This window comes from Phytoactinopolyspora limicola, from assembly GCF_011320225.1.
In the GTDB taxonomy this organism is placed as follows: Bacteria; Actinomycetota; Actinomycetes; order Jiangellales; family Jiangellaceae; genus Phytoactinopolyspora; species Phytoactinopolyspora limicola.
Genome location: NZ_JAAOEN010000002.1, coordinates 338,205 through 355,741, shown reverse-complemented (window position 1 = coordinate 355,741; position 17,537 = coordinate 338,205). Strand labels below are relative to the sequence as shown.

The window sequence follows — 17,537 nt, the reverse complement described above, 5'->3', positions numbered from 1 at the left end:
GATGAACGACCAGAAGACCGGCCGGCAGGTGGCGCTGTGGTGGATCGTTGGGGCGGCGGTTGTTGTCTACGCACTGTTCCCGGTGGCCTGGATCGTGTCGTTGTCGTTCAAGAGCGCGGCTGATCTCAGCAATCAGCAGTTCCTGCCGACCACCTTCGTCTGGTCCAATTACGAGGACATCCTGGTTGGCGACGCACAGGATCTCTTCCTTTCGGCGCTGCGGAACTCGATCGGCATCTGCCTGATCGCCACGTTCATCGCGGTCCTGTTGTCTACCTTCTGCGCCTATGCGATCGCGCGGCTGGACTTTCCCGGCAAGAGGGTGATCCTCACCACTGCTCTGGCGGTCGCCATCTTCCCGGTGATCTCCATCGTCACACCGCTGTTCAATCTCTGGCGCAACATCGGCCTGTACGACACCTGGCCAGGCGTGATCATCCCCTACCTGTCCCTGACCTTGCCGATCTCCATCTGGACCCTGTCGGCGTTCTTCCGTCAGATTCCTTGGGAGCTCGAACAGGCCGCCCAGGTGGACGGAGCCACCACCTGGCAGGCGTTCCGCCGGGTGATCGTTCCACTTGCTACTCCGGGTGTATTCACGACGGCGATCATCTCGTTCTTCATCGCCTGGAACGACTTCGTCTACGGCATCTCGCTGACCTCGACTGAGGCGGCGCGGCCGGTGCCGGCGGCGCTGGCCTTCTTCACCGGTGCTTCGCAGTTCGAGCAACCGGCTGGGGGAATCGCGGCGGCAGCCGTGATCGTCACCATTCCCGTTGTCATCCTCGTCCTTCTGTTCCAGCGGCGCATCGTCTCTGGACTCACCCAGGGTGCTGTCAAGGGCTGACTCGTTTAGGAGAAATATCCATGGCTGCCATCACAATGAAGAACATCGTCAAGCAGTACGGCGACGGATTTCCAGCGGTCAACGACGTCAGCCTCGACATCGCCGACGGTGAGTTCATGATCCTGGTCGGTCCATCCGGCTGCGGTAAGTCGACGCTCTTGCGGATGATCGTCGGGCTTGAGGACATCACCAGCGGTGACATGCTCATCGGGGACGAACGAGTCAACGAGAAGGCGCCGCGAGACCGCAACCTCTCGATGGTGTTCCAGAACTACGCCCTGTACCCGCACCTGACGGTGTTCGAGAACATCGCCTTCCCGCTGCGGTTGCACAAGGTGTCCGACACCCAGGTGAAAGAACGTGTACAGAAGGCTGCCGCGCTGCTAGAACTGACCGAACACCTCGACCGCAAGCCGGCCAATCTCTCCGGCGGTCAGCGCCAGCGGGTGGCGATGGGCCGGGCTATCGTGCGGGAGGCCCAGGCGTTCCTCTTCGACGAGCCTCTGTCCAACCTCGACGCTAAGCTCCGTGGGCAGATGCGCACGGAGATCTCCAGGCTCCAGAAGCGACTCGGGATCACCACGGTGTACGTCACCCATGACCAAGTCGAGGCCATGACGCTCGGCGACCGGGTGGCAGTTCTCCGCAAGGGTGTGCTCCAGCAGGTAGCCTCGCCTCGCACACTGTACGAAGAGCCCGTCAACCTGTTCGTCGCCGGGTTCATTGGGTCGCCGCCGATGAATTTCATTCCGGCGGCGGTCGCCGACGGCGAACTCAGAACTCCGTTCGGGCCGATGCGGCTACCGCAGACCCGATCAGTTGACCTGTCCGGCCGGGAGATGGTGCTCGTGGGGGCGAGGCCAGAGGCGTTCGAGGACGCAGCCGTCGTCTCCGACACCGTACGAGACCACGGCATGACGTTCGACGCGAATGTGGACGTCATCGAATGGCTAGGCAACGAACAATATGCCTACGTTCCTTACGAAGCCCCGGACGACATCCGCAAACGGCTCGCTGAGCTGGAACGTGAGCTCGATAGCGAAGCGATGCGTACCCAGTTGGTGGTCTCATTGGACGCCACCAGTCGGCTCGCCGAAGGTAGCGCCGCACCCTTGTGGCTCGACCTCCGCACCGTACATATCTTTGATCCAGCCAGCGGTGACAACCTGACCGTCAGCCCGACGCGGGGTGTCGAGGCCCCGGCCCGCCAGTCTGGCCAATCCACCGCCGACCGGGGCAGCGAGGCCGGCGCCTCAGACGAGGACAGCCGCCCGCAGACACCACAAGCAGGCGCCGGGGAAGGTACCGCAAGCGGGTGATCTTCTCCTACCCAGGGAGGGGCCTAGGCATTGTAGGGTCGCATGTGTGAGTGACAGCCGAGATCAACGAGGGCTGCGCGCATCCGACGCTGATCGTGATCAGGTGGCGGAGCGGCTGCGAGAAGCAGCCGCGGAAGGCCGGTTGACCCTGAGCGAGCTGGATGACCGCATCGAGGCGTTGTATGCCGCCAAAACATATGGCGATCTGGAGATCGTCGTCGACGATCTGCCGGGTGTCCTGGAGCACCGGCCGGTCGTAGCGCCCGCACGGCATATAGACGTCGCGCAGGTGAGCGGTGAGCCGAGAGTAGGCGGAACCGCTGGTGCCCGCTCCACCAAGGTCGTGTTCAGCGGAGCCCAGCGGCGGGGCCGTTGGGTGGTGCCCAACCAGTACCGGGTCATGGCCGTCTTCGGTGGTGCCGAACTGGACCTGACCGATGCACAGCTGGAGAGCCGCGACGTCGACATCGAGATCAAAGCGGTGTTCGGCGGTGCTGTAGTGATCGTCCCACCCGATGTGCGTGTCGTCGTAGAGGGCAACGGAGTCTTCGGCGGATTTGCCGACGAGGCCAGCACTCATCAGCCACCGCCGGGCGCCCCGGTCGTTCGGATCGGCGGTAAAGCCGTCTTCGGTGGGGTAGCGGTCAAACGCACGCCGGTGGAGCGGCCATGAGCCCCGACACCCCTGACCGGCCAGCGGAGAACGTGCCGCATGTCGACAGCCCGGCAGACCTGCGCTGCTCAGACGTCGACCGGGAGCGGGTCGCCGAAGCGTTACGGGAAGCCGCCGGTGAAGGACGGTTGACGCTGACCGAGTTGGAGGAACGTCTCGACGCGGCGTTCAAGGCGCGGACCTACGGAGACCTGCAGCCGATCACCCGCGACCTGCCCCAAGGCCCATATCCGGTCCCGGGTGCCACGACGGAACCCCAGTGGGCTGGACGTTCGGCGCACCCACCATCGGCTGCGGCTCCATCACCACCGGCGGACAACTCCCGCGCACCAGTGCGGAAAGAACAGATCAACGCCATCCTCAGCGAGGAGAAGCGCTCCGGTCGGTGGGAGGTGCCCGCGCGAGTTGACGTCACCTCCATCCTCGGCAGTGTGGAGTTGGACTTCACCGAGGCCATCGTCCGGGCGCCGGAGGTGGACATCCGGCTCGGAGTGGTCCTGGGGAGCGCGACGATCATCGTGCCCGAAGGCATCGATGTCCGAATGGACTCCATCACCAACGTGCTGGGCGACCGAAAGATGAAACTGGAGACCACGGTGACTCCGGGGGCACCGATCCTGCGCATCGGTGGGTTCATGCTGCTCGGCGAGGTAACGGTACGGGCCCCCAAGCGTCGCCGCCGCTAACCCCGTTGTGCACCTGATCTCCGTTTTGTCACCTGATCTTTTCCGTGGGAGCGATCAGGTGTGCTGAAGGCGGCAATGGCCGACCGTGGTGCATCTGATCTCGTCTCACAATGTGAGCGTAAAATGATCAGATGCATAAGTGGCCGCTGTGAGCCGATTCATGCATCTGATCGTCGGGGCAGCCAGGTGGTAATCATCTGGTAGCTGCAAGCCTTTCCTTCGCCGCCACGATGACGGCGCCGCCGGTCCCCGGCCCGCTGCTTCCGGTCACACACCCATCGGCAGCGTTGCACATCGATCGAGCTCACAGCGGTGGTTCAGTTGAATGGGCACGAGACGACTCGAGCCGCATCCAACTGCCCGGAGCCACGGAGAACTGCGCGCCGTTCGACACAACTGCGCCTCGAGCCCGACGATCAGATGCATAAGTGGCCGCTGTGAGCCGATTCATGCATCTGATCATTTTACGCTCACATTGTGAGACGAGATCAGATGCACCACGGTCGGCCATTGCCGCCTTCAGCACACCTGATCGCTCCCACGGAAAAGATCAGGTGACAAAACGGAGATCAGGTGCACAACGGGGTGGAGTGAACCTGCCGTGTTCGGGCCATCGGGCGCCTGGGAAGATAACCCATATGGCCGGGAGAGCACGAGGCAACGCGAGCACCGGCGACATGGTGCGAGCCATGGCCGTGTTGGTCGGACTATTGGCCTTGGTGGCTGGATTTTTCGCCATCAATCGGCCGGAGCGGTCGCTGCCCGATCCAGTGGACTACGAGGGTGTGCTCGCCGTCGTCCGGGAGCAGTACCCGTACCACGTCGAGGCGCCCGAGTCGGTGCCATCCGAGTGGCGGGCCACTAGTGTGCATCACACTCTGGATACTGCCGGACACCAGTGGCGGATTGGCTTCTTGATCGACGGAGAGCAGTTCGTTGGCCTCGAGCAGGCTGACGGTGAGGTCGCCGCGTACGTCCGTGACCGACTCGGAGACTTCGAGGAGGACGGAAACGTCGACGTGGCTGGGGAGCGGTGGGAGCGGCTCGCCCAACGCGGCGGCGCTGATCGTGCCCTGGTGCGTACTGCCGACGATGTCGTCACCATCGTCCGTGGAACGGGACCCTACTCGATGTTGGAAGAGTTCGTTACCTGGTTGCGGTGATCAACACAGGGGACGCATCACTCGTCCGGCCGGCTCATGTGGGTCAGCCATTGGCGTGGGCGTCGTTGGTACTCGTGTTGGTGACGGCGTCCAGCTTGCTGCGGGCCCCCTCGAGATAACGCTCGCACAACGCTGCCAACTCCTCGCCGCGTTGCCATAAGGTGAGCGACTGTTCCAGCGTGGTGCCGCCGGCCTCCAGTTTCGCGACGATCTGGACGAGCTCGTCGCGGGCCTGTTCATAGGTGGGCTCGGTGGTCGAGCCAGAACCGGCCGGTTGCGCCGCGGCTGGCTCGGTGGCGTTGGCCTCGCTCATAGCCCGTCAACCTATCAGGACACTCTCGGCTACTCCTGGTCCGCGGTGGCGGTGAAGGCACCACCAGCGACGTGGATACGTAGCCGCTCCCCGGCGGCGACGTCGTCTGGGGTGCGAATGACCGCGCCGTCGGTGGCCGTCACATGTTGAACCACGGCATAGCCGCGCTCCAGTGTGGCGGCGGGGGACAGAGCGCGGATCCGGGCGCGGGTGTGCTCGACGTCGACGGCGGCGCGCTCCAAGGTGTGCCGCAGGCTACGACGAGACCGCTCGCGCAGCATGGCGAGGTCCTCCGCGCGGATCCGGATGCTGTGGGCGGCGTCGGCGAGCGCCGGGCGCGACGTGGTGGCGTCCAGCCCGGCCTGCTCGTGGTCGATCCACTGGCGTAGCCGTGCCCGTAGTCGTTGCCTGGCCTGCGTCACCCGGGTGAGTTCGTCGAGGACGTCGGGCACGGCACGCTTCGCGGCGTCGGTGGGGGTGGAGGCCCGGACGTCGGCGACGAGGTCTAGCAGCGGGCTGTCCCCCTCGTGGCCGATGGCGCTGATCACGGGGGTGATCGTGGCTGCCACCGCCCGCAGGACGGCCTCGTCGGAGAACGGTAGTAGGTCTTCGACCGAACCGCCGCCGCGGGCGATGATGACGACGTCGACGTCGGGATCGCGGTCTAGCGCACGTAGCGCCTCCATCACCTGGCCAGCCGCGGACGTGCCCTGCACCGCGACGTTCTCCACCCGGAACCGCACACCGGGCCAGCGTCGCCGGGCGTTTTCTAGGACGTCGTGTTCGGCCTTGGAGTCGCGGCCGCAGATGAGCCCGATGGTCCGGGGCAGGAACGGCAGCCGGCGTTTACGGTCGGCGGCGAACAGACCCTCGGCGGTCAAGATCTTGCGCAGCCGCTCTAGACGGGCCAGCAGCTGCCCGAGTCCGACCGGGCGGATGTCGTCGGCGGCCAGCGATAGGGTGCCGCGGGTGAAGTACCAGGAAGGTTTGGCGTGTACGACGATGCGGGTGCCTTCGGTGAGTGGCGCCTCGAGTCCGTCGAGCACCCGAACCGGGCAGGTGACCTGGAGGGACACCTCGGCGGCCGGATCACGCAGGGTGAGGAACGCGGTCTGGGTGCCCGGGCGGCGCGAGAGTTGTGTCACCTGGCCCTCCACCCAGACGGCACCGAGCCGGTTGACCCACTGGCCGATGGCCTGCGTGATGACCCGGACCGGAGCGGGTTTCTCCGGTGAGGTGTCGAGCGCCATAGTCGCCAACCGTACCGGGCGTTCGGCGGCGCCGGGGTCAGGCACCTACGATGGAGGCCATGACGGCTGAAGGACGGGTACTGCTCGCCGCGCCCCGCGGGTACTGCGCTGGGGTCGATCGCGCGGTGGTCACCGTCGAGAAGGCGCTCGACCGCTACGGGCCCCCGGTTTACGTCCGCAAACAGATTGTGCACAACCTCCACGTGGTGCAGACGCTGGAGAAGCGTGGTGCCATCTTCGTCGAGGAACTGGAGGAAGTACCCGAGGGGGCGCTGGTGGTGTTCTCGGCCCACGGGGTGTCTCCCATGGTGCACGCCGAGGCGGCCGAACGTGGGCTGCGCACCATCGACGCTACCTGTCCGCTGGTCACCAAGGTCCACAACGAGGCTCGACGGTTCGCCAAGGAAGACCTCGACATCGTGCTCATCGGCCATGAGGGCCATGAAGAGGTCGAAGGTACGTCGGGCGAGGCGCCGGAGCACATTCAACTGGTTCAGAGTCCCGATGACGTCGCCGATGTCGCCGTCCGAGACCCGTCCCGGGTGGTGTGGTTGTCGCAGACCACCTTGTCGGTGGATGAGACGTATGAGACGGTCAACCGATTGCGTGAGCGGTTCCCCGACCTCATGAGTCCACCGAGCGACGACATCTGCTACGCCACGCAGAACCGCCAGGTGGCCATCAAGGAAGTCGCCGCCCAGTCGGAGCTGGTGCTGGTGGTGGGATCGGCCAACTCGTCCAACTCGGTGCGGTTGGTGGAGGTAGCCCTGGAGGCCGGCGCCACGGCCGCCTACCGGGTGGACAACGCTTCCGAGATCGACGAGGCGTGGCTGGAGGGTGTCACCACCGTGGGGCTGACCAGCGGCGCCTCGGTGCCCGAAGAGCTGGTGAGTGGTGTGGTGCACTGGCTGGCCGAACGTGGCTTCCCCACCGTCGACGAGCACCGCACGACGGAGGAGTCGCTGATCTTCTCGCTACCCCGGGAGCTCCGCAAAGATCTCAAGGGCCAAACCGACGGGTGACGCCCCAGTAGGTCGACATTGGTAGTCGGCTCACCACCGGTAGTGGTAGTCGTCGTCGTCTTCCTCGTCGTCTCCTTCATCCTCGGCCTCATCGTCGCTGCTGCTGGAGCCGAAGATGCCAGCGACGATCAACACGATCGCCCAGATCCCGATGGGAACCGCGGGCCAGAAGTGGATCAGCTCACCCCTGACGACGCTGATCACCGCCCAGATGCCGACCATGATGGCGGCGCCACCCAGCCAGTGCTGCCACTCGCCGATGTACTCCGCCAGGTCGCGGCGTTTGCGTTCAGCCTCTTCCGCCGCGTGCCGCTCGGCCTGTTGACGTTGGATCCGCTCGATCGGAGGGGGGAGATCAGCCGTCAAGCGATCCAACTCTCCGTAGGTGCGGGCCTGCCAGACGGCGTCCAATCGTTGCCGGTACTCCTCAGCGGTGAGTCGCCCTTCACCGAACGCTTCGCGTAGATCCTCGGCTACTGTGTCACGATCATGGTCGGCGGCCCGCTGTTCGCGGCGCTCGGGTAGGTCTGGCTCAGCCACCTACGCCAGCCCGAGACGTCTGGCTAGACGCCCGACGTTCACCGACCATCCGATGCCGAAGACATGTGGGGTGAACAGGCGCTCGTCGTCTGGCGCCCACAGCCGCTCGCGCAGCCGGTTGGCGGTAGGCGGGCGCAGGTCATACGGGATGAGCCCACCCAGTGCGCCTTCCCATGTGCGCTCGTCCGCCGGCTTGCGTAGCTCGGTGGTGACAACTGCGGTGACCAGTCCGGCAGCGACCAGCCCGGCAACGGTCTTGGCCTTGCTCATGCTGGCACTCTAGGCGAAGCTCAGCCGGCGGTGCCATCTCGGAGCGTGGTGTCGTCCGTGGACTGCTCGTTGCCGTCGACGTCCACGCCGTAGCGGCTGTCGATGTCTTCAATGGCGACGAGTGCATCGTCGACGGCGGCGACCAACTCAGGGGCCTGAACCTGCCTAGCGGCCCGCTCGACCTGCGCCGGAGACTCGAGTTCATCGTCGACGACCTTCAGGTCCGCCATCTTTCGAGCGCTGACCAGCACCCGGCTCTCCAATGAACTGACCGTGCTGTTATACGAGCTGACGGCGCTGTCGAGCTGGCGACCGAGCTTGGAGATGTGCCGTCCCATGGTGGCGAGCCGCGAATGGAGCTCGCGGGCGAGGTTGAGCACCTGCTGGGCGTTCTTGGCTAGCGCATCCTGCCGCCATGTGTAGCCGACCGTGCGCAAGAGAGCGACCAGGTTGGCCGGTGTGGCCAGCACGACGTTGCGTTCGAAGGCGTATTCGTAGAGAGTCGGCTCCTGCTCGATGGCGGCGCTGAGGAACACCTCCGAGGGCACGAACATCACGACGAACTCCGGTGTCGGCGCGAACTGCTCCCAATACTCCTTGTTGGCCAGGGAATCGATGTGATCGCGGACATGGCGGGCATGCGCGGCCAGCCGTGCGGCGCGGGTGGTGTCGTCCCGCGCCTCCTCGGCCTCCAAAAACCCACTGAACGACACCTTGGCATCCACGACGACGTTCTTGCCACCGGCGAGTGTGACCACTAGATCCGGCCGCAACCGACCATCGGCGGTTTCGGCGGTGGCCTGCTCGGTGAAGTCGACGTGTTCCACCATGCCCGAGGCCTCGACCACCCGACGCAGCTGGAGCTCACCCCAGCGACCTCGGACCTGCGGCGCCCGTAGCGCTGTGACCAGCTGTTTGGTCTCGGTGCGTAGCTGCTCCGAACTCTTACCCATCGCTTCGATCTGGGTGCGCAGCTCCACGTAGGCCTTGCTACGGGCCTGCTCCAACGTGCTGACGTGCTCGCTCACCTTGCCCAGCTGCTCGTTCAGCGGCTTCACCAGAGCTTCGACCGCGGTACGGCGCTGGTCCAGCTCGACCTTGACCCGATCCTCGGACCCCTTGAGCCGCTCCTGGGCGAGCTGCAGGAACTCGTCCCGATTCTGCCGCAGCGCCGCCGCCGCCAGCCGCTCGAACTCCTGCCCCAGCCGCTCCTGCTGCTGGCGAAGGAACTCCAGCCGCTGCTCGGCATCGGACGTGGCATGGGCGAGCTCGGATTCGAGCTTGGCCCGGGCAGCCTCCGCAGTTTGGAGCTGGCGCGCGGTGTCGTCGTACTTGGCCATGAGAGCGGCCCGCTCGGCGCGTACCGCGTCTCGTTCGGTCCGCGCGGCGTCCCGTTCGGCGACGACCGTGGCGGTAGTGCCGACGGTGCGTGCGCGCACCAGCAGCGCCCCGAGCGCCAAGCCGACGAGCAGGGCGAGGAGTGCGACGAGAACGGCGGTTCCATCCATAGCCCTTACTCTGCCGGATAGCACAGACAATGTTGCGCAGACGCGGCGAACGCACGCCCTGTTCGTGCCGCCCGGCCGGTGTGCGGACCGTCGGATTACGTGCCAGGCAGCACCCGCACGTACTCTTGTGCATCGTGAGTCTCACCATCGGCATCGTCGGGCTACCCAACGTCGGCAAATCCACGCTTTTCAACGCGTTGACCAAGAACGACATCTTGGCGGCCAACTACCCCTTCGCGACGATCGAGCCCAACGTCGGCGTCGTCGGCGTGCCGGATCCTCGGATCGAGACGTTGGCGACGATCTTCGGCTCCGCGCGGCAGCTGCCAGCCACGGTGGATTTCGTCGACATCGCGGGCATCGTCAAAGGTGCCTCCGAAGGGCAGGGATTGGGTAATCAGTTCCTGGCCAACATCCGTGAGGCGGATGCCATCTGCCAGGTCATCCGGGTCTTCAACGATCCCGACGTGGTGCATGTCGACGGTCGGATCTCACCGAAGGACGACATCGAGATCATCGAGACCGAGCTGATCCTGGCCGATCTGCAGACCATCGAGAAGGCGCTGCCGCGGCTGGCCCGCGAGGCCCGGGTGGCGAAGGAGAAGCAGGCCGCGGTCGATGCCGTCGAGCAGGCCAAGGCGGTCCTGGAGGATGGCCGCACGGTGTTCGCCGCCGGCCTCGACATGGAGCCGTTGCGTGAGCTGCATTTGCTGACCGCGAAACCTTTCCTCTACGTGTTCAACATGGACGACGACGAGCTCACCAACGACGCGCTCCGCGTAGAGCTGCAGGAGCTGGTCGCGCCGGCCGAGGCGATCTTCCTCGACGCGAAGATCGAATCAGAGCTGGTGGAGTTGGACGACGCCGAAGCTCTCGAACTGCTCCAGTCGATCGGACAAGAGGAGTCCGGCCTGGACATGCTGGCCCGGGTCGGCTTCGACACCCTCGGCTTGCAGACCTACCTAACCGCTGGGCCGAAGGAAGCCCGCGCCTGGACGATACCCAAGGGTGCGACGGCGCCCGAGGCCGCCGGCGTCATCCATACCGACTTCCAGCGGGGATTCATCAAGGCCGAAGTGGTCTCCTTCGACGACCTCGTGGCCGTCGGTTCGATGGCCGAAGCCAAGGCCAAGGGTGTGCTCCGGGTGGAGGGCAAGGACTACGTCATGCAGGACGGCGACGTGGTCGAGTTCCGCTTCAACGTCTGACGAAGGCTGAGACGATGACTCATCGCTTCGTGCACTTCGGCCGGCCGCACCGGACGTGTTCCACCTTCTAGGCTGACGTCATGCACATCGAACAAGTCCACATCAAGCGCCTTTTGGGCTTCGAGGTGCTGTCGCTTGACGTGGACCCGGACCTTCAACTCATCGCAGGACCGAACAACGCAGGCAAGTCGTCGTTCATCCGTGTGCTCGAGACCTTCTTCTCGGACCCGACCGCGGACGATTTTCAGGTGGCTGAAGCCGCTGAATTGACTACTACGTCGATGGCGGCCCCAGGATGCTGTCGAGCATCAAGGTCCACTTCGGTGGACTCACCGAAGCCGAGACCGACGAGCTGGACGGCACGCTCGGCCGCGACGGGACGTTCTGGGTCCAGATCACCTGCTCGAGGAAGGGCAAGATCAGCTACCGCACGTGGAGGGGCACCGATGTACGATCTCGCGAGATCTACGAGTGGGCGCTCCAGTCGTTCGACTTCGTGAAGATCCCCTCCATCAGGGTGAGCGGTGCCGACCAGGGTGATGCAGACCAGTCGTTGACGCGGCTCCACGACACCCTGGAAGGCGTGCTAGTCCGCTCGGGTAACTCCCGCTCTACGCAGCTCCAGAAGGACTTCGCCAAGGCGATGGCTCCTGTCGAGAATCTCGTGGGGGAGGTCCTCAGCGAGCCAGTGAAGTCGGTGGCGGCCGAACTCCCGTTCCAGGATCCGGTTCTCGGAGCCGCCCTGCCTGCGCCCCAGCACGCGCTGCGCGGAATGCTCAGAGAAGCCGTGATCACCAGTCACGACGACGTCGTGGTCCCGATCGCCGAACGCGGCACCGGATTCCAGTCCGCCCTGGTGCTCGGAATCCTTCGCTACGTCTCGTCGAAGAGCAGGCAGGCAGGCACCAACGTCATCTTCGCCATCGAAGAGCCGGAGGCGTTTCTCCACCCGCAGACGCAGCGAGCCATGGCCAAGATCCTGAAGGACATCTCGGAGGAGGCCCAGCTGCTCGTGACGACCCACAGCCCGGTGCTCGTCGACTCGTTCTCGGTCACGAGGATCGCGCGACTTCCCCTCAGTCCGGAAGGCATGACGTACTCGGCGTGGAAGCCGGAACTGGCTGTTGACGAAGAGGGGCGGTTGACTCGCTACTGCGACGCGACCAACAGCGAGCTCGTATTTGCCAGCTCGGTGATCCTGGTCGAGGGTCACGGCGACAAGCTCGTCGTCGACTACCTACTGGAGAGCATCACCGGTGGTCCGGGTGGACACTATGCCCTCGGCATCGCCGTCATCGAGGCGTCCGGGATCACAACGATTTCGCACCTGCTTCGGCTCGCTCAGCTCTTCGGCGTCCGCGCCTATGTGCTCACTGACAAGGACGGCATCCATAAGAGCGGCGACAGCAAGCGTGCGTTGGTCGAGATTCTAAAGAGCAAGGATCCGAAGCCATCCACGCTCTCCCTCAATAGTCTGCGCGATCTGGCGGACAGACGGGTGACGACCCTCAAGGATGCACTCAAGCACCAGGAGGAGCTCAACACGATGCTGCAGCCTTGGGATGCGTTCGTGCTGAGTTCCGATCTCGAAGGTATGCTCCTCGACGTGGTCGGGCAGGAGAAGCTGGCGAGAATGCTCGGCCCTGACGAGACGGGGGAAGTGAGCAAGGAGACCGCGGAGGAGTTCGCGAAGGGTGTCTCCGGTCGCGAGGCGATGGCTGCCCACCTCGGCGCGAAGGGATGGAACTCCGACCGCAAGAAGTGCGGCAAGGCGAAACCACACATTCCGTCGGGTTGCTGCGACAACACCTCGGCTCGGCGTCGGGCCAGCATCGCGCCATCAAGCCGCTGACGAAGTGGCTGAGCGAGATCGTGGACGCGCACAAGCGCGCGCCGCTCTGATTCTTCCCGCTGACACGAGCTCGAGCTTCGGTCCTCTGTACGTCACAGGTTGGTATGTACCGGAACTCGGTGGAATTTCGTTTCGCGCTTTAACCTCTGGCGACCGGCATTGCACGTCTTGTCCCGCTTGCACTTCTGTCGGGTGATGGTCGTTGACTATGCGGCCAGAGATGGGAGCCGCCGCCCACCAAGCCTTTCTAAGGACGTTCGCTTCGCCAGGACGAATCGTGCGTTCATGATCCGACTCGGGTCGTGTCGGGAGCCGAGTATCCATCCGGCAACGCTGAACAGAGGTACTTGAGTGCCTCGTCGATCAGGTCTCGGACGTCGACGGCGTCGACCCGGTTGGACTGGATTTGGCCCGATGCCTCGAACCGGAGGACCCCGTCACCGACGAACCCCGGGTTCACGGATCTCCTAGTCGTATTTTTGAGACCATGCTCGACTACCGGGAGCCAGATCTCGTCGTTCGGGTCGCTCCGACCGCCGCCACCGCGGAAGGTGATGAACTCGCCGAGGTCTGGCCGGACCTGCCTGAGGTGGACACCGAAGGCATCGATACGGATAGCGGTGTCCATGTTCTTCGCGAGAGCCCACGATTCGTAGCGCGTCTCTCGGGTTTCGCCCAAGTCCGAGAAGTCAACGCCCAGCCGGAAGTTGATCTGTTGCAGCCCTTCAACCCAGCGAGCTTCGGCGACTAGGCAACGGGCCTCGTCGCCGTTGAGTGCCGCGAACCCCTGGACCAGTGCGAGTCCGCTCGACCCGGAGGAGACCCCGGCGAGGGACAGCCACCCGTGCTCATTCAGATCGTGCTTGAGCCGACGGGAGACGAGGATCGCCATAATATTCTCCTGGAGTTCGCTGAGCTTGGCTGCTCCGGTAGCCGGGCGGAAGACGGAGCCGACGAGGCTGTCCCATCTCCGCATCGACTGCGCCGCCATTCGTGCAAGCAGCGCTGCATGCTCGTCGCAAGACCCCGACCATGCGTTGAAGACATCGGCGAGGGAATGGAAACTCCATCGAGGGTAGCCGTTGACCAGCGTGCTGTCTGCGGCCATGCCGAGTAGGACTCGGTTGCCGTCGCTCGAGGCCTCATAGCGCTGACGCTGGTCCTCTGAGAATTGGTGAGCGACCTTGACCTCGATCGCGACCTGATCGCCTTCAGAAGACGTGAGCAGAAGGTCAATGGACCCTCGTACCGGATTCTTCCCCTTCAGCCTCGCGAACGGGCGTTCGCGGTCAGCGGCGACGGGGACCATACCGATGACTCGGCCCCACGGCGTCGGATCGCGGTCGGTGAGCTCCTGGAGAAGATTGGATACGTGGACCTCGGTCGTCAGAATCCTCTCGAATCCCCTGAGCTCACTTCCCTGCGACACCGTGCTTCACCGTCCTTGAGTATGCGTCGTACGGTATAAGCCCATTGATGTGTGATGATCGTCCGGCTCGTCAGGGTGGACAGACCGAGTCCGATGGGGCGCGCGTCGAGAGGGGGACTCAGGCCTTCGCGGGTTCTCAGTGCAGAGGTTGCTCTGTGCCGGAACTCGGTGGAGTTCCGGTTCAACAACTAGTCGGTCTCGGCCGCACGGAAGAACTCCCGGCACAGCTTCACAGGGACACCGGAGAATTCACCTGCGGAACGTCAGAGGTGTGAGAGATGGCCGGTGTCGCTCACGCTCGCGACTGCCCACTCGCCATACGGGCGCGACTGGAGTTCGGTGATGCTCGCGTTCGCGATCGGGAGTCTCAGCCAGGCAGCGGCCGGAGCGCCGAGCGCGTGACCGACGAACGAACCGACGACGAACGCGTGCGTGACGGCGATGAGCACCTGATCCGTGCTCAACTCGGTGAGCTGACGCCACGCGGCGGCGATGCCGGCACCATTGATGTCTCGCTCCTCGACGGGCGTCTCGTGGAGGAAATCCCTGCGGTGTAGCGGGTAGTCACCTAGTCGCTCGGGTGAGGGATGGGGTGTTCGGTCACCCAGAAGGCCTGTCTGCTGCACCGGACAGCCGAGCCGACTGCCCAATACTTCGGCAGTCTGATGCGCCCGGCGACGGGGCCCGTGCAGAATGGCATCAGCGCGGGAGTTCCCGAGCCGCGCGGCCAGGCAAGAGGCCTGTCGTCGCCCCGTGACACTCAACGGCGGGTCCGCCGTCTCGTGCCCCGCGGCCTGCGCATGTCGGATCAGGATGATTGTCGACATCAGGTCATGGTAGCGAGGCAGTTCGTGTGAACGCCCGAAAGAGCTCGAATCGTACGTCGAGATGCCTGTCACTGACGCGATGCGGTGGAGTTTAGATTCAACGTGTAGTCGCATTCCCGTTCAATGTGGATTGCAGGTGTTGGCGAGCGCCTGCAGCCTGCTCAGGCGGAGCGACGCTCTTGGCGGAGCCCGATGGCAATCCCCGCGTCGATGACGAACAGTACGTACATCGCGACGGCGTTGTGTCGGCGATTGCTTCGCAAGTACTCGCGCGCGAACAGCAGGTGGAGCAGGGCTCGTGCCGCCACGGCACGCCACCGCCGAGGTGACGATCGGCCGGCAATGATCGCGATGCCGAGGACTAGGTCCGCCACTCCTAGGAGGCGTCGATGTGTGATATCGGTGTTCGTAAGGCCGAGTCGTCGGCCACCCGTGAGCGGTGCGATGGTCAGGAAACCTCCGAGGCTCGCAGAGACCGCCCCGACACCATCGGCGGCGACGGTGAGGGTGGCGTTCTTGGAGGCCGGCATGGGGAGACTCTAGCTGAGACGGCGCGACGGGGAGGGCGGGCTCCACGCCATAGCTGTAGCCACAGGTTGTCGGTGCCGGAACTCGGTGGAGTTCCGGTTCAATGTGTGACCGAGGGCGTCCTACCCGGGATAGACGGATGCAAGCTCGGTCGACGACCTGTGGCGGAGTCCGCCGATGCGGTTGAAGTGCTTGCATCGTGACCCGCTCGCCGCTGCGCAGGACGCGGCACCGTGCGCACCCTTGAGTGACACCGGGTGGGCAGCCTCTTGAAGCTGGCGACGCAGCTCGTGGGTCGTATGAGGTGGTTGCGGCTCGGCGCAGATGGTCAATCTGTGACTCCTGCCCGCCCGGCGTTTGAGTGATATCGTGATGTCAGCGATGTGTGGAGGTGGTTGCCATGACGAACGTGCTGATTCGTGGGCTCAGTGACGAGACGGTTGCCCGGATCGACCGGAGTGCTGAGGAACTGGGGCTGTCCCGAAACGAATACCTGCGTCGTCGGCTTGAGGGTGACGCTCCTCGGCCGGTGACGAAGACGACCGAGGAGGACTGGAAGCGTTCCGGTGAGATTTTCGCCGATCTCGCTGACCCTGATGTCATGGCCGACGCATGGCGGTGACGAACTGGCTCATCGACAAGTCGGCTCTGGTCCGCCTTCAGTTCGACCAGGTGTCTGATGCTGAGAGCTGGCGTACCAGGGTCGATCGTGGACTCGTCCGGATGTCGACGATCACCCGCCTGGAGCTCGGGTACTCGGTACGGACCGGTGCTGAGGGGCGCGAAGGCTTTCGGCGGCCGCCGCTCGCCCTGATGCCTATCGAGCGGATCACACCGGCAATCGAGGACCGGGCCGAGGAAGTGCAGATGCTGCTCGCGGACCGTGGTCAGCACCGGGCTCCATCGATCCCAGACCTGCTGATCGCTGCGACAGCGGAGAAGGTCGGGCTGACGGTACTGGCTATGGATAAGGACTTCGATCTGATCGCTGACATCACGGGACAGCCGGTGGAGACGCTCGAGCTGCGCTGATCGCGCAAGGCCTCTGCGTCAGACTGTCCTAAGTGTGGGCACGTGGTCGAGTTCCGCTTCAACGTCTGAGCCACCGCGACCCCGGAGTCGCACGCCGCCCCGGTCGCCTCGTCAGGAGGTGGTCGGGGCGGTGCCGTATTGGAGGAGCGCCACAGCCTCTGGTGCGGTCCGTGCGGGCGACGCTATCATGGTTGATAGCAGGGGAGGTGAGAGCCCGATGTCATCCATCATCGTTCGCGGTCTCGATGACGCGGTGAAGCAACAGCTCGCCACGCAGGCGAAGAAGCACGGTCGCTCTATGGAGGCAGAGGTTCGCGACATCCTGACCAAGGCGGCGCGGCGGCCCCACATCGGTATGGCGCTACTGTCCGCTGCGCAGGAGGTCGGCGGCGTCGAAGACCTGCCGATCCCGGCGCGTGACGACGTCGCGCGGGCGGTGGACTTCGAGTGATCGTCCTCGACACGAACGTCATCTCGGAGATCTTCCGGCCGTCGCCGGAGGCTCGCGTGGTCGATTGGCTCGAGTCGCTCGCGGGTGATGTCGCGATCGCATCCGTCACGCTCGCGGAGTTATTGACGGGTGTGCGGCGGCTCCCGGACGTTCGGCGCAAGGAAGCATTGACGAGGCGCATCGAGGCCGCGCTGGGGCCGTATCGGGGAAGCCGCTCGGTGCTGCCGTTCGACGACCTCGCGGCCGACCGCTATGCCGACGTGCTCGTGGCCCGTGAGTCGGCAGGAGCCGCGATCAGCACGGCCGACGCGCAGATTGCCGCGATCTGCCTGGCGCACGACGCGATCTGCGCGACACGCAACGTCAAGGACTTCGCGCACACCGGCGTCGAGCTGGTCGACCCGTGGAGTGTTGAGACATGAGCCGGATGGTGGGCGCATATGCGCCCACCATCGACACGCCGATGCGCGGCTGCGCTTGCCGCTTTCGCCTCGAGCGCCGATATGCAGCGGCAAAGGTGATGTCGCGACGATCCAGGATGCGGCACGCTACGTGTCGCCCCATGAGGGTCTCCCTATTCGGGGCGGAGGTCGGCCGAGCGGGTAGCGCAACGGCGTCA

20 protein-coding genes and 1 pseudogene are annotated in these 17,537 nt (G+C 64.8%); 13 read left to right on the top strand and 8 right to left on the bottom strand.

What is annotated here, in order from left to right; translation table 11 throughout:
• Position 1: 1 nt before the first annotated feature.
• The 5 genes from G8760_RS07300 to G8760_RS07280 all read left to right on the top strand — a co-directional run bounded on the left by G8760_RS07300 (position 2) and on the right by G8760_RS07280 (position 4,688).
• A complete protein-coding gene (locus tag G8760_RS07300; protein WP_166349029.1) occupies positions 2 to 847 on the top strand; it encodes a carbohydrate ABC transporter permease in 846 nt (281 codons plus the stop codon).
• Between the two features lie 20 nt (positions 848 to 867).
• Entirely contained in the window at positions 868 to 2,166 is a 1,299-nt protein-coding gene (locus tag G8760_RS07295) for an ABC transporter ATP-binding protein (protein ID WP_166349025.1), read from the top strand.
• A gap of 46 nt (positions 2,167 to 2,212) precedes the next feature.
• Positions 2,213 to 2,839 carry a DUF1707 SHOCT-like domain-containing protein gene (locus tag G8760_RS07290; RefSeq protein ID WP_166349021.1) on the top strand — a complete coding sequence of 209 codons (627 nt, stop codon included), beginning with the start codon at positions 2,213 to 2,215 and terminating at the stop codon, positions 2,837 to 2,839.
• Positions 2,836 to 3,525, top strand: a complete 690-nt coding sequence (locus G8760_RS07285; protein WP_166349018.1) for a DUF1707 SHOCT-like domain-containing protein — start codon at positions 2,836 to 2,838, stop codon at positions 3,523 to 3,525. The genes G8760_RS07290 and G8760_RS07285 overlap by 4 nt, the downstream gene beginning before the upstream one ends.
• A 638-nt stretch (positions 3,526 to 4,163) precedes the next feature.
• On the top strand, positions 4,164 to 4,688 hold the full coding sequence (locus G8760_RS07280; protein ID WP_166349015.1) for a DUF4245 domain-containing protein: 525 nt from the start codon (positions 4,164 to 4,166) through the stop codon (positions 4,686 to 4,688).
• 43 nt (positions 4,689 to 4,731) lie between these two features.
• Here G8760_RS07280 and G8760_RS07275 read toward each other — a convergent pair whose 3' ends face one another.
• Positions 4,732 to 5,001, bottom strand: coding sequence for an exodeoxyribonuclease VII small subunit (locus G8760_RS07275; protein WP_166349012.1), 270 nt, complete (start codon positions 4,999 to 5,001; stop codon positions 4,732 to 4,734).
• Positions 5,002 to 5,030: 29 nt separating this feature from the next.
• Positions 5,031 to 6,251, bottom strand: coding sequence for an exodeoxyribonuclease VII large subunit (xseA, locus tag G8760_RS07270; RefSeq protein WP_166349009.1), 1,221 nt, complete (start codon positions 6,249 to 6,251; stop codon positions 5,031 to 5,033).
• A 50-nt stretch (positions 6,252 to 6,301) separates the two neighbouring features.
• On the opposite strand from xseA, the gene G8760_RS07265 reads away from it, so the two are divergent.
• Entirely contained in the window at positions 6,302 to 7,273 is a 972-nt protein-coding gene (locus tag G8760_RS07265) for a 4-hydroxy-3-methylbut-2-enyl diphosphate reductase (RefSeq protein ID WP_166349006.1), read from the top strand.
• A gap of 30 nt (positions 7,274 to 7,303) precedes the next feature.
• On the opposite strand, the gene G8760_RS07260 is transcribed toward G8760_RS07265, so the two are convergent.
• Genes G8760_RS07260 through G8760_RS07250 form a run of 3 tightly spaced genes read right to left on the bottom strand, consistent with a single transcriptional unit; the run spans position 7,304 to position 9,591 of the window.
• The gene (locus G8760_RS07260) at positions 7,304 to 7,813 is read right to left on the bottom strand and encodes a DUF1707 SHOCT-like domain-containing protein (protein WP_166349003.1); all 510 of its coding nucleotides are present in this window, start codon (positions 7,811 to 7,813) and stop codon (positions 7,304 to 7,306) included.
• Positions 7,814 to 8,083: a DUF5808 domain-containing protein gene (locus tag G8760_RS07255; protein WP_166349000.1), complete on the bottom strand. Its 270-nt coding sequence runs from the start codon at positions 8,081 to 8,083 to the stop codon at positions 7,814 to 7,816.
• 20 nt (positions 8,084 to 8,103) lie between these two features.
• Positions 8,104 to 9,591 (bottom strand): DNA recombination protein RmuC, encoded by a 1,488-nt coding sequence (locus G8760_RS07250; protein ID WP_207782110.1) that lies wholly within the window; start codon positions 9,589 to 9,591, stop codon positions 8,104 to 8,106.
• 134 nt (positions 9,592 to 9,725) lie between these two features.
• Between G8760_RS07250 and ychF the strand changes: the two genes are divergently transcribed.
• The 3 genes and pseudogenes from ychF (at position 9,726) to G8760_RS07235 (ending at position 12,651) form a co-directional block, all read left to right on the top strand.
• Complete coding sequence (gene ychF / locus G8760_RS07245; protein WP_166348997.1) at positions 9,726 to 10,799, top strand: redox-regulated ATPase YchF; 1,074 nt, start codon at positions 9,726 to 9,728, stop codon at positions 10,797 to 10,799.
• An 80-nt stretch (positions 10,800 to 10,879) separates the two neighbouring features.
• Positions 10,880 to 11,017, top strand: a pseudogene (locus G8760_RS31075) (AAA family ATPase); the annotation flags it as partial.
• A gap of 77 nt (positions 11,018 to 11,094) precedes the next feature.
• Positions 11,095 to 12,651: an ATP-dependent nuclease gene (locus G8760_RS07235; RefSeq protein ID WP_246222466.1), complete on the top strand. Its 1,557-nt coding sequence runs from the start codon at positions 11,095 to 11,097 to the stop codon at positions 12,649 to 12,651.
• A 283-nt stretch (positions 12,652 to 12,934) separates the two neighbouring features.
• Here G8760_RS07235 and G8760_RS07230 read toward each other — a convergent pair whose 3' ends face one another.
• The 3 genes from G8760_RS07230 to G8760_RS07220 all read right to left on the bottom strand — a co-directional run bounded on the left by G8760_RS07230 (position 12,935) and on the right by G8760_RS07220 (position 15,437).
• Complete coding sequence (locus G8760_RS07230) at positions 12,935 to 14,080, bottom strand: hypothetical protein (RefSeq protein WP_166348988.1); 1,146 nt, start codon at positions 14,078 to 14,080, stop codon at positions 12,935 to 12,937.
• Positions 14,081 to 14,343: 263 nt separating this feature from the next.
• Positions 14,344 to 14,907, bottom strand: coding sequence for a histidine phosphatase family protein (locus tag G8760_RS07225; RefSeq protein WP_166348985.1), 564 nt, complete (start codon positions 14,905 to 14,907; stop codon positions 14,344 to 14,346).
• Positions 14,908 to 15,068: 161 nt separating this feature from the next.
• Positions 15,069 to 15,437 (bottom strand): hypothetical protein, encoded by a 369-nt coding sequence (locus G8760_RS07220; RefSeq protein WP_166348982.1) that lies wholly within the window; start codon positions 15,435 to 15,437, stop codon positions 15,069 to 15,071.
• Positions 15,438 to 15,835: 398 nt separating this feature from the next.
• On the opposite strand from G8760_RS07220, the gene vapB reads away from it, so the two are divergent.
• From vapB to G8760_RS07200, 4 genes are all read left to right on the top strand, one after another.
• On the top strand, positions 15,836 to 16,057 hold the full coding sequence (vapB, locus tag G8760_RS07215) for a type II toxin-antitoxin system VapB family antitoxin (RefSeq protein WP_166348979.1): 222 nt from the start codon (positions 15,836 to 15,838) through the stop codon (positions 16,055 to 16,057).
• Positions 16,048 to 16,467: a PIN domain nuclease gene (locus G8760_RS07210; protein WP_166348976.1), complete on the top strand. Its 420-nt coding sequence runs from the start codon at positions 16,048 to 16,050 to the stop codon at positions 16,465 to 16,467. Before vapB ends, G8760_RS07210 begins: the two co-directional genes overlap by 10 nt.
• Before the next feature lie 217 nt (positions 16,468 to 16,684).
• On the top strand, positions 16,685 to 16,918 hold the full coding sequence (locus tag G8760_RS07205) for a FitA-like ribbon-helix-helix domain-containing protein (protein ID WP_166348973.1): 234 nt from the start codon (positions 16,685 to 16,687) through the stop codon (positions 16,916 to 16,918).
• A complete protein-coding gene (locus G8760_RS07200; RefSeq protein WP_166348970.1) occupies positions 16,915 to 17,340 on the top strand; it encodes a type II toxin-antitoxin system VapC family toxin in 426 nt (141 codons plus the stop codon). The genes G8760_RS07205 and G8760_RS07200 overlap by 4 nt, the downstream gene beginning before the upstream one ends.
• Positions 17,341 to 17,537 lie beyond the last annotated feature (197 nt).

Bases quoted from the DNA above. Each gene is read 5' to 3' on its own strand.
- G8760_RS07300 (WP_166349029.1), top strand. From the start codon at position 2: ATGAACGACCAGAAGACCGGCCGGCAGGTGGCGCTGTGGTGGATCGTT.
- G8760_RS07295 (WP_166349025.1), top strand. From the start codon at position 868: ATGGCTGCCATCACAATGAAGAACATCGTCAAGCAGTACGGCGACGGA.
- G8760_RS07285 (WP_166349018.1), top strand. From the start codon at position 2,836: ATGAGCCCCGACACCCCTGACCGGCCAGCGGAGAACGTGCCGCATGTC.
- G8760_RS07280 (WP_166349015.1), top strand. From the start codon at position 4,164: ATGGCCGGGAGAGCACGAGGCAACGCGAGCACCGGCGACATGGTGCGA.
- G8760_RS07275 (WP_166349012.1), bottom strand. From the start codon at position 5,001: ATGAGCGAGGCCAACGCCACCGAGCCAGCCGCGGCGCAACCGGCCGGT.
- xseA (WP_166349009.1), bottom strand. From the start codon at position 6,251: ATGGCGCTCGACACCTCACCGGAGAAACCCGCTCCGGTCCGGGTCATC.
- G8760_RS07265 (WP_166349006.1), top strand. From the start codon at position 6,302: ATGGAGGCCATGACGGCTGAAGGACGGGTACTGCTCGCCGCGCCCCGC.
- G8760_RS07255 (WP_166349000.1), bottom strand. From the start codon at position 8,083: ATGAGCAAGGCCAAGACCGTTGCCGGGCTGGTCGCTGCCGGACTGGTC.
- G8760_RS07250 (WP_207782110.1), bottom strand. From the start codon at position 9,591: ATGGATGGAACCGCCGTTCTCGTCGCACTCCTCGCCCTGCTCGTCGGC.
- G8760_RS07235 (WP_246222466.1), top strand. From the start codon at position 11,095: ATGCTGTCGAGCATCAAGGTCCACTTCGGTGGACTCACCGAAGCCGAG.
- G8760_RS07225 (WP_166348985.1), bottom strand. From the start codon at position 14,907: ATGTCGACAATCATCCTGATCCGACATGCGCAGGCCGCGGGGCACGAG.
- G8760_RS07220 (WP_166348982.1), bottom strand. From the start codon at position 15,437: ATGCCGGCCTCCAAGAACGCCACCCTCACCGTCGCCGCCGATGGTGTC.
- vapB (WP_166348979.1), top strand. From the start codon at position 15,836: ATGACGAACGTGCTGATTCGTGGGCTCAGTGACGAGACGGTTGCCCGG.
- G8760_RS07210 (WP_166348976.1), top strand. From the start codon at position 16,048: ATGGCGGTGACGAACTGGCTCATCGACAAGTCGGCTCTGGTCCGCCTT.
- G8760_RS07205 (WP_166348973.1), top strand. From the start codon at position 16,685: ATGTCATCCATCATCGTTCGCGGTCTCGATGACGCGGTGAAGCAACAG.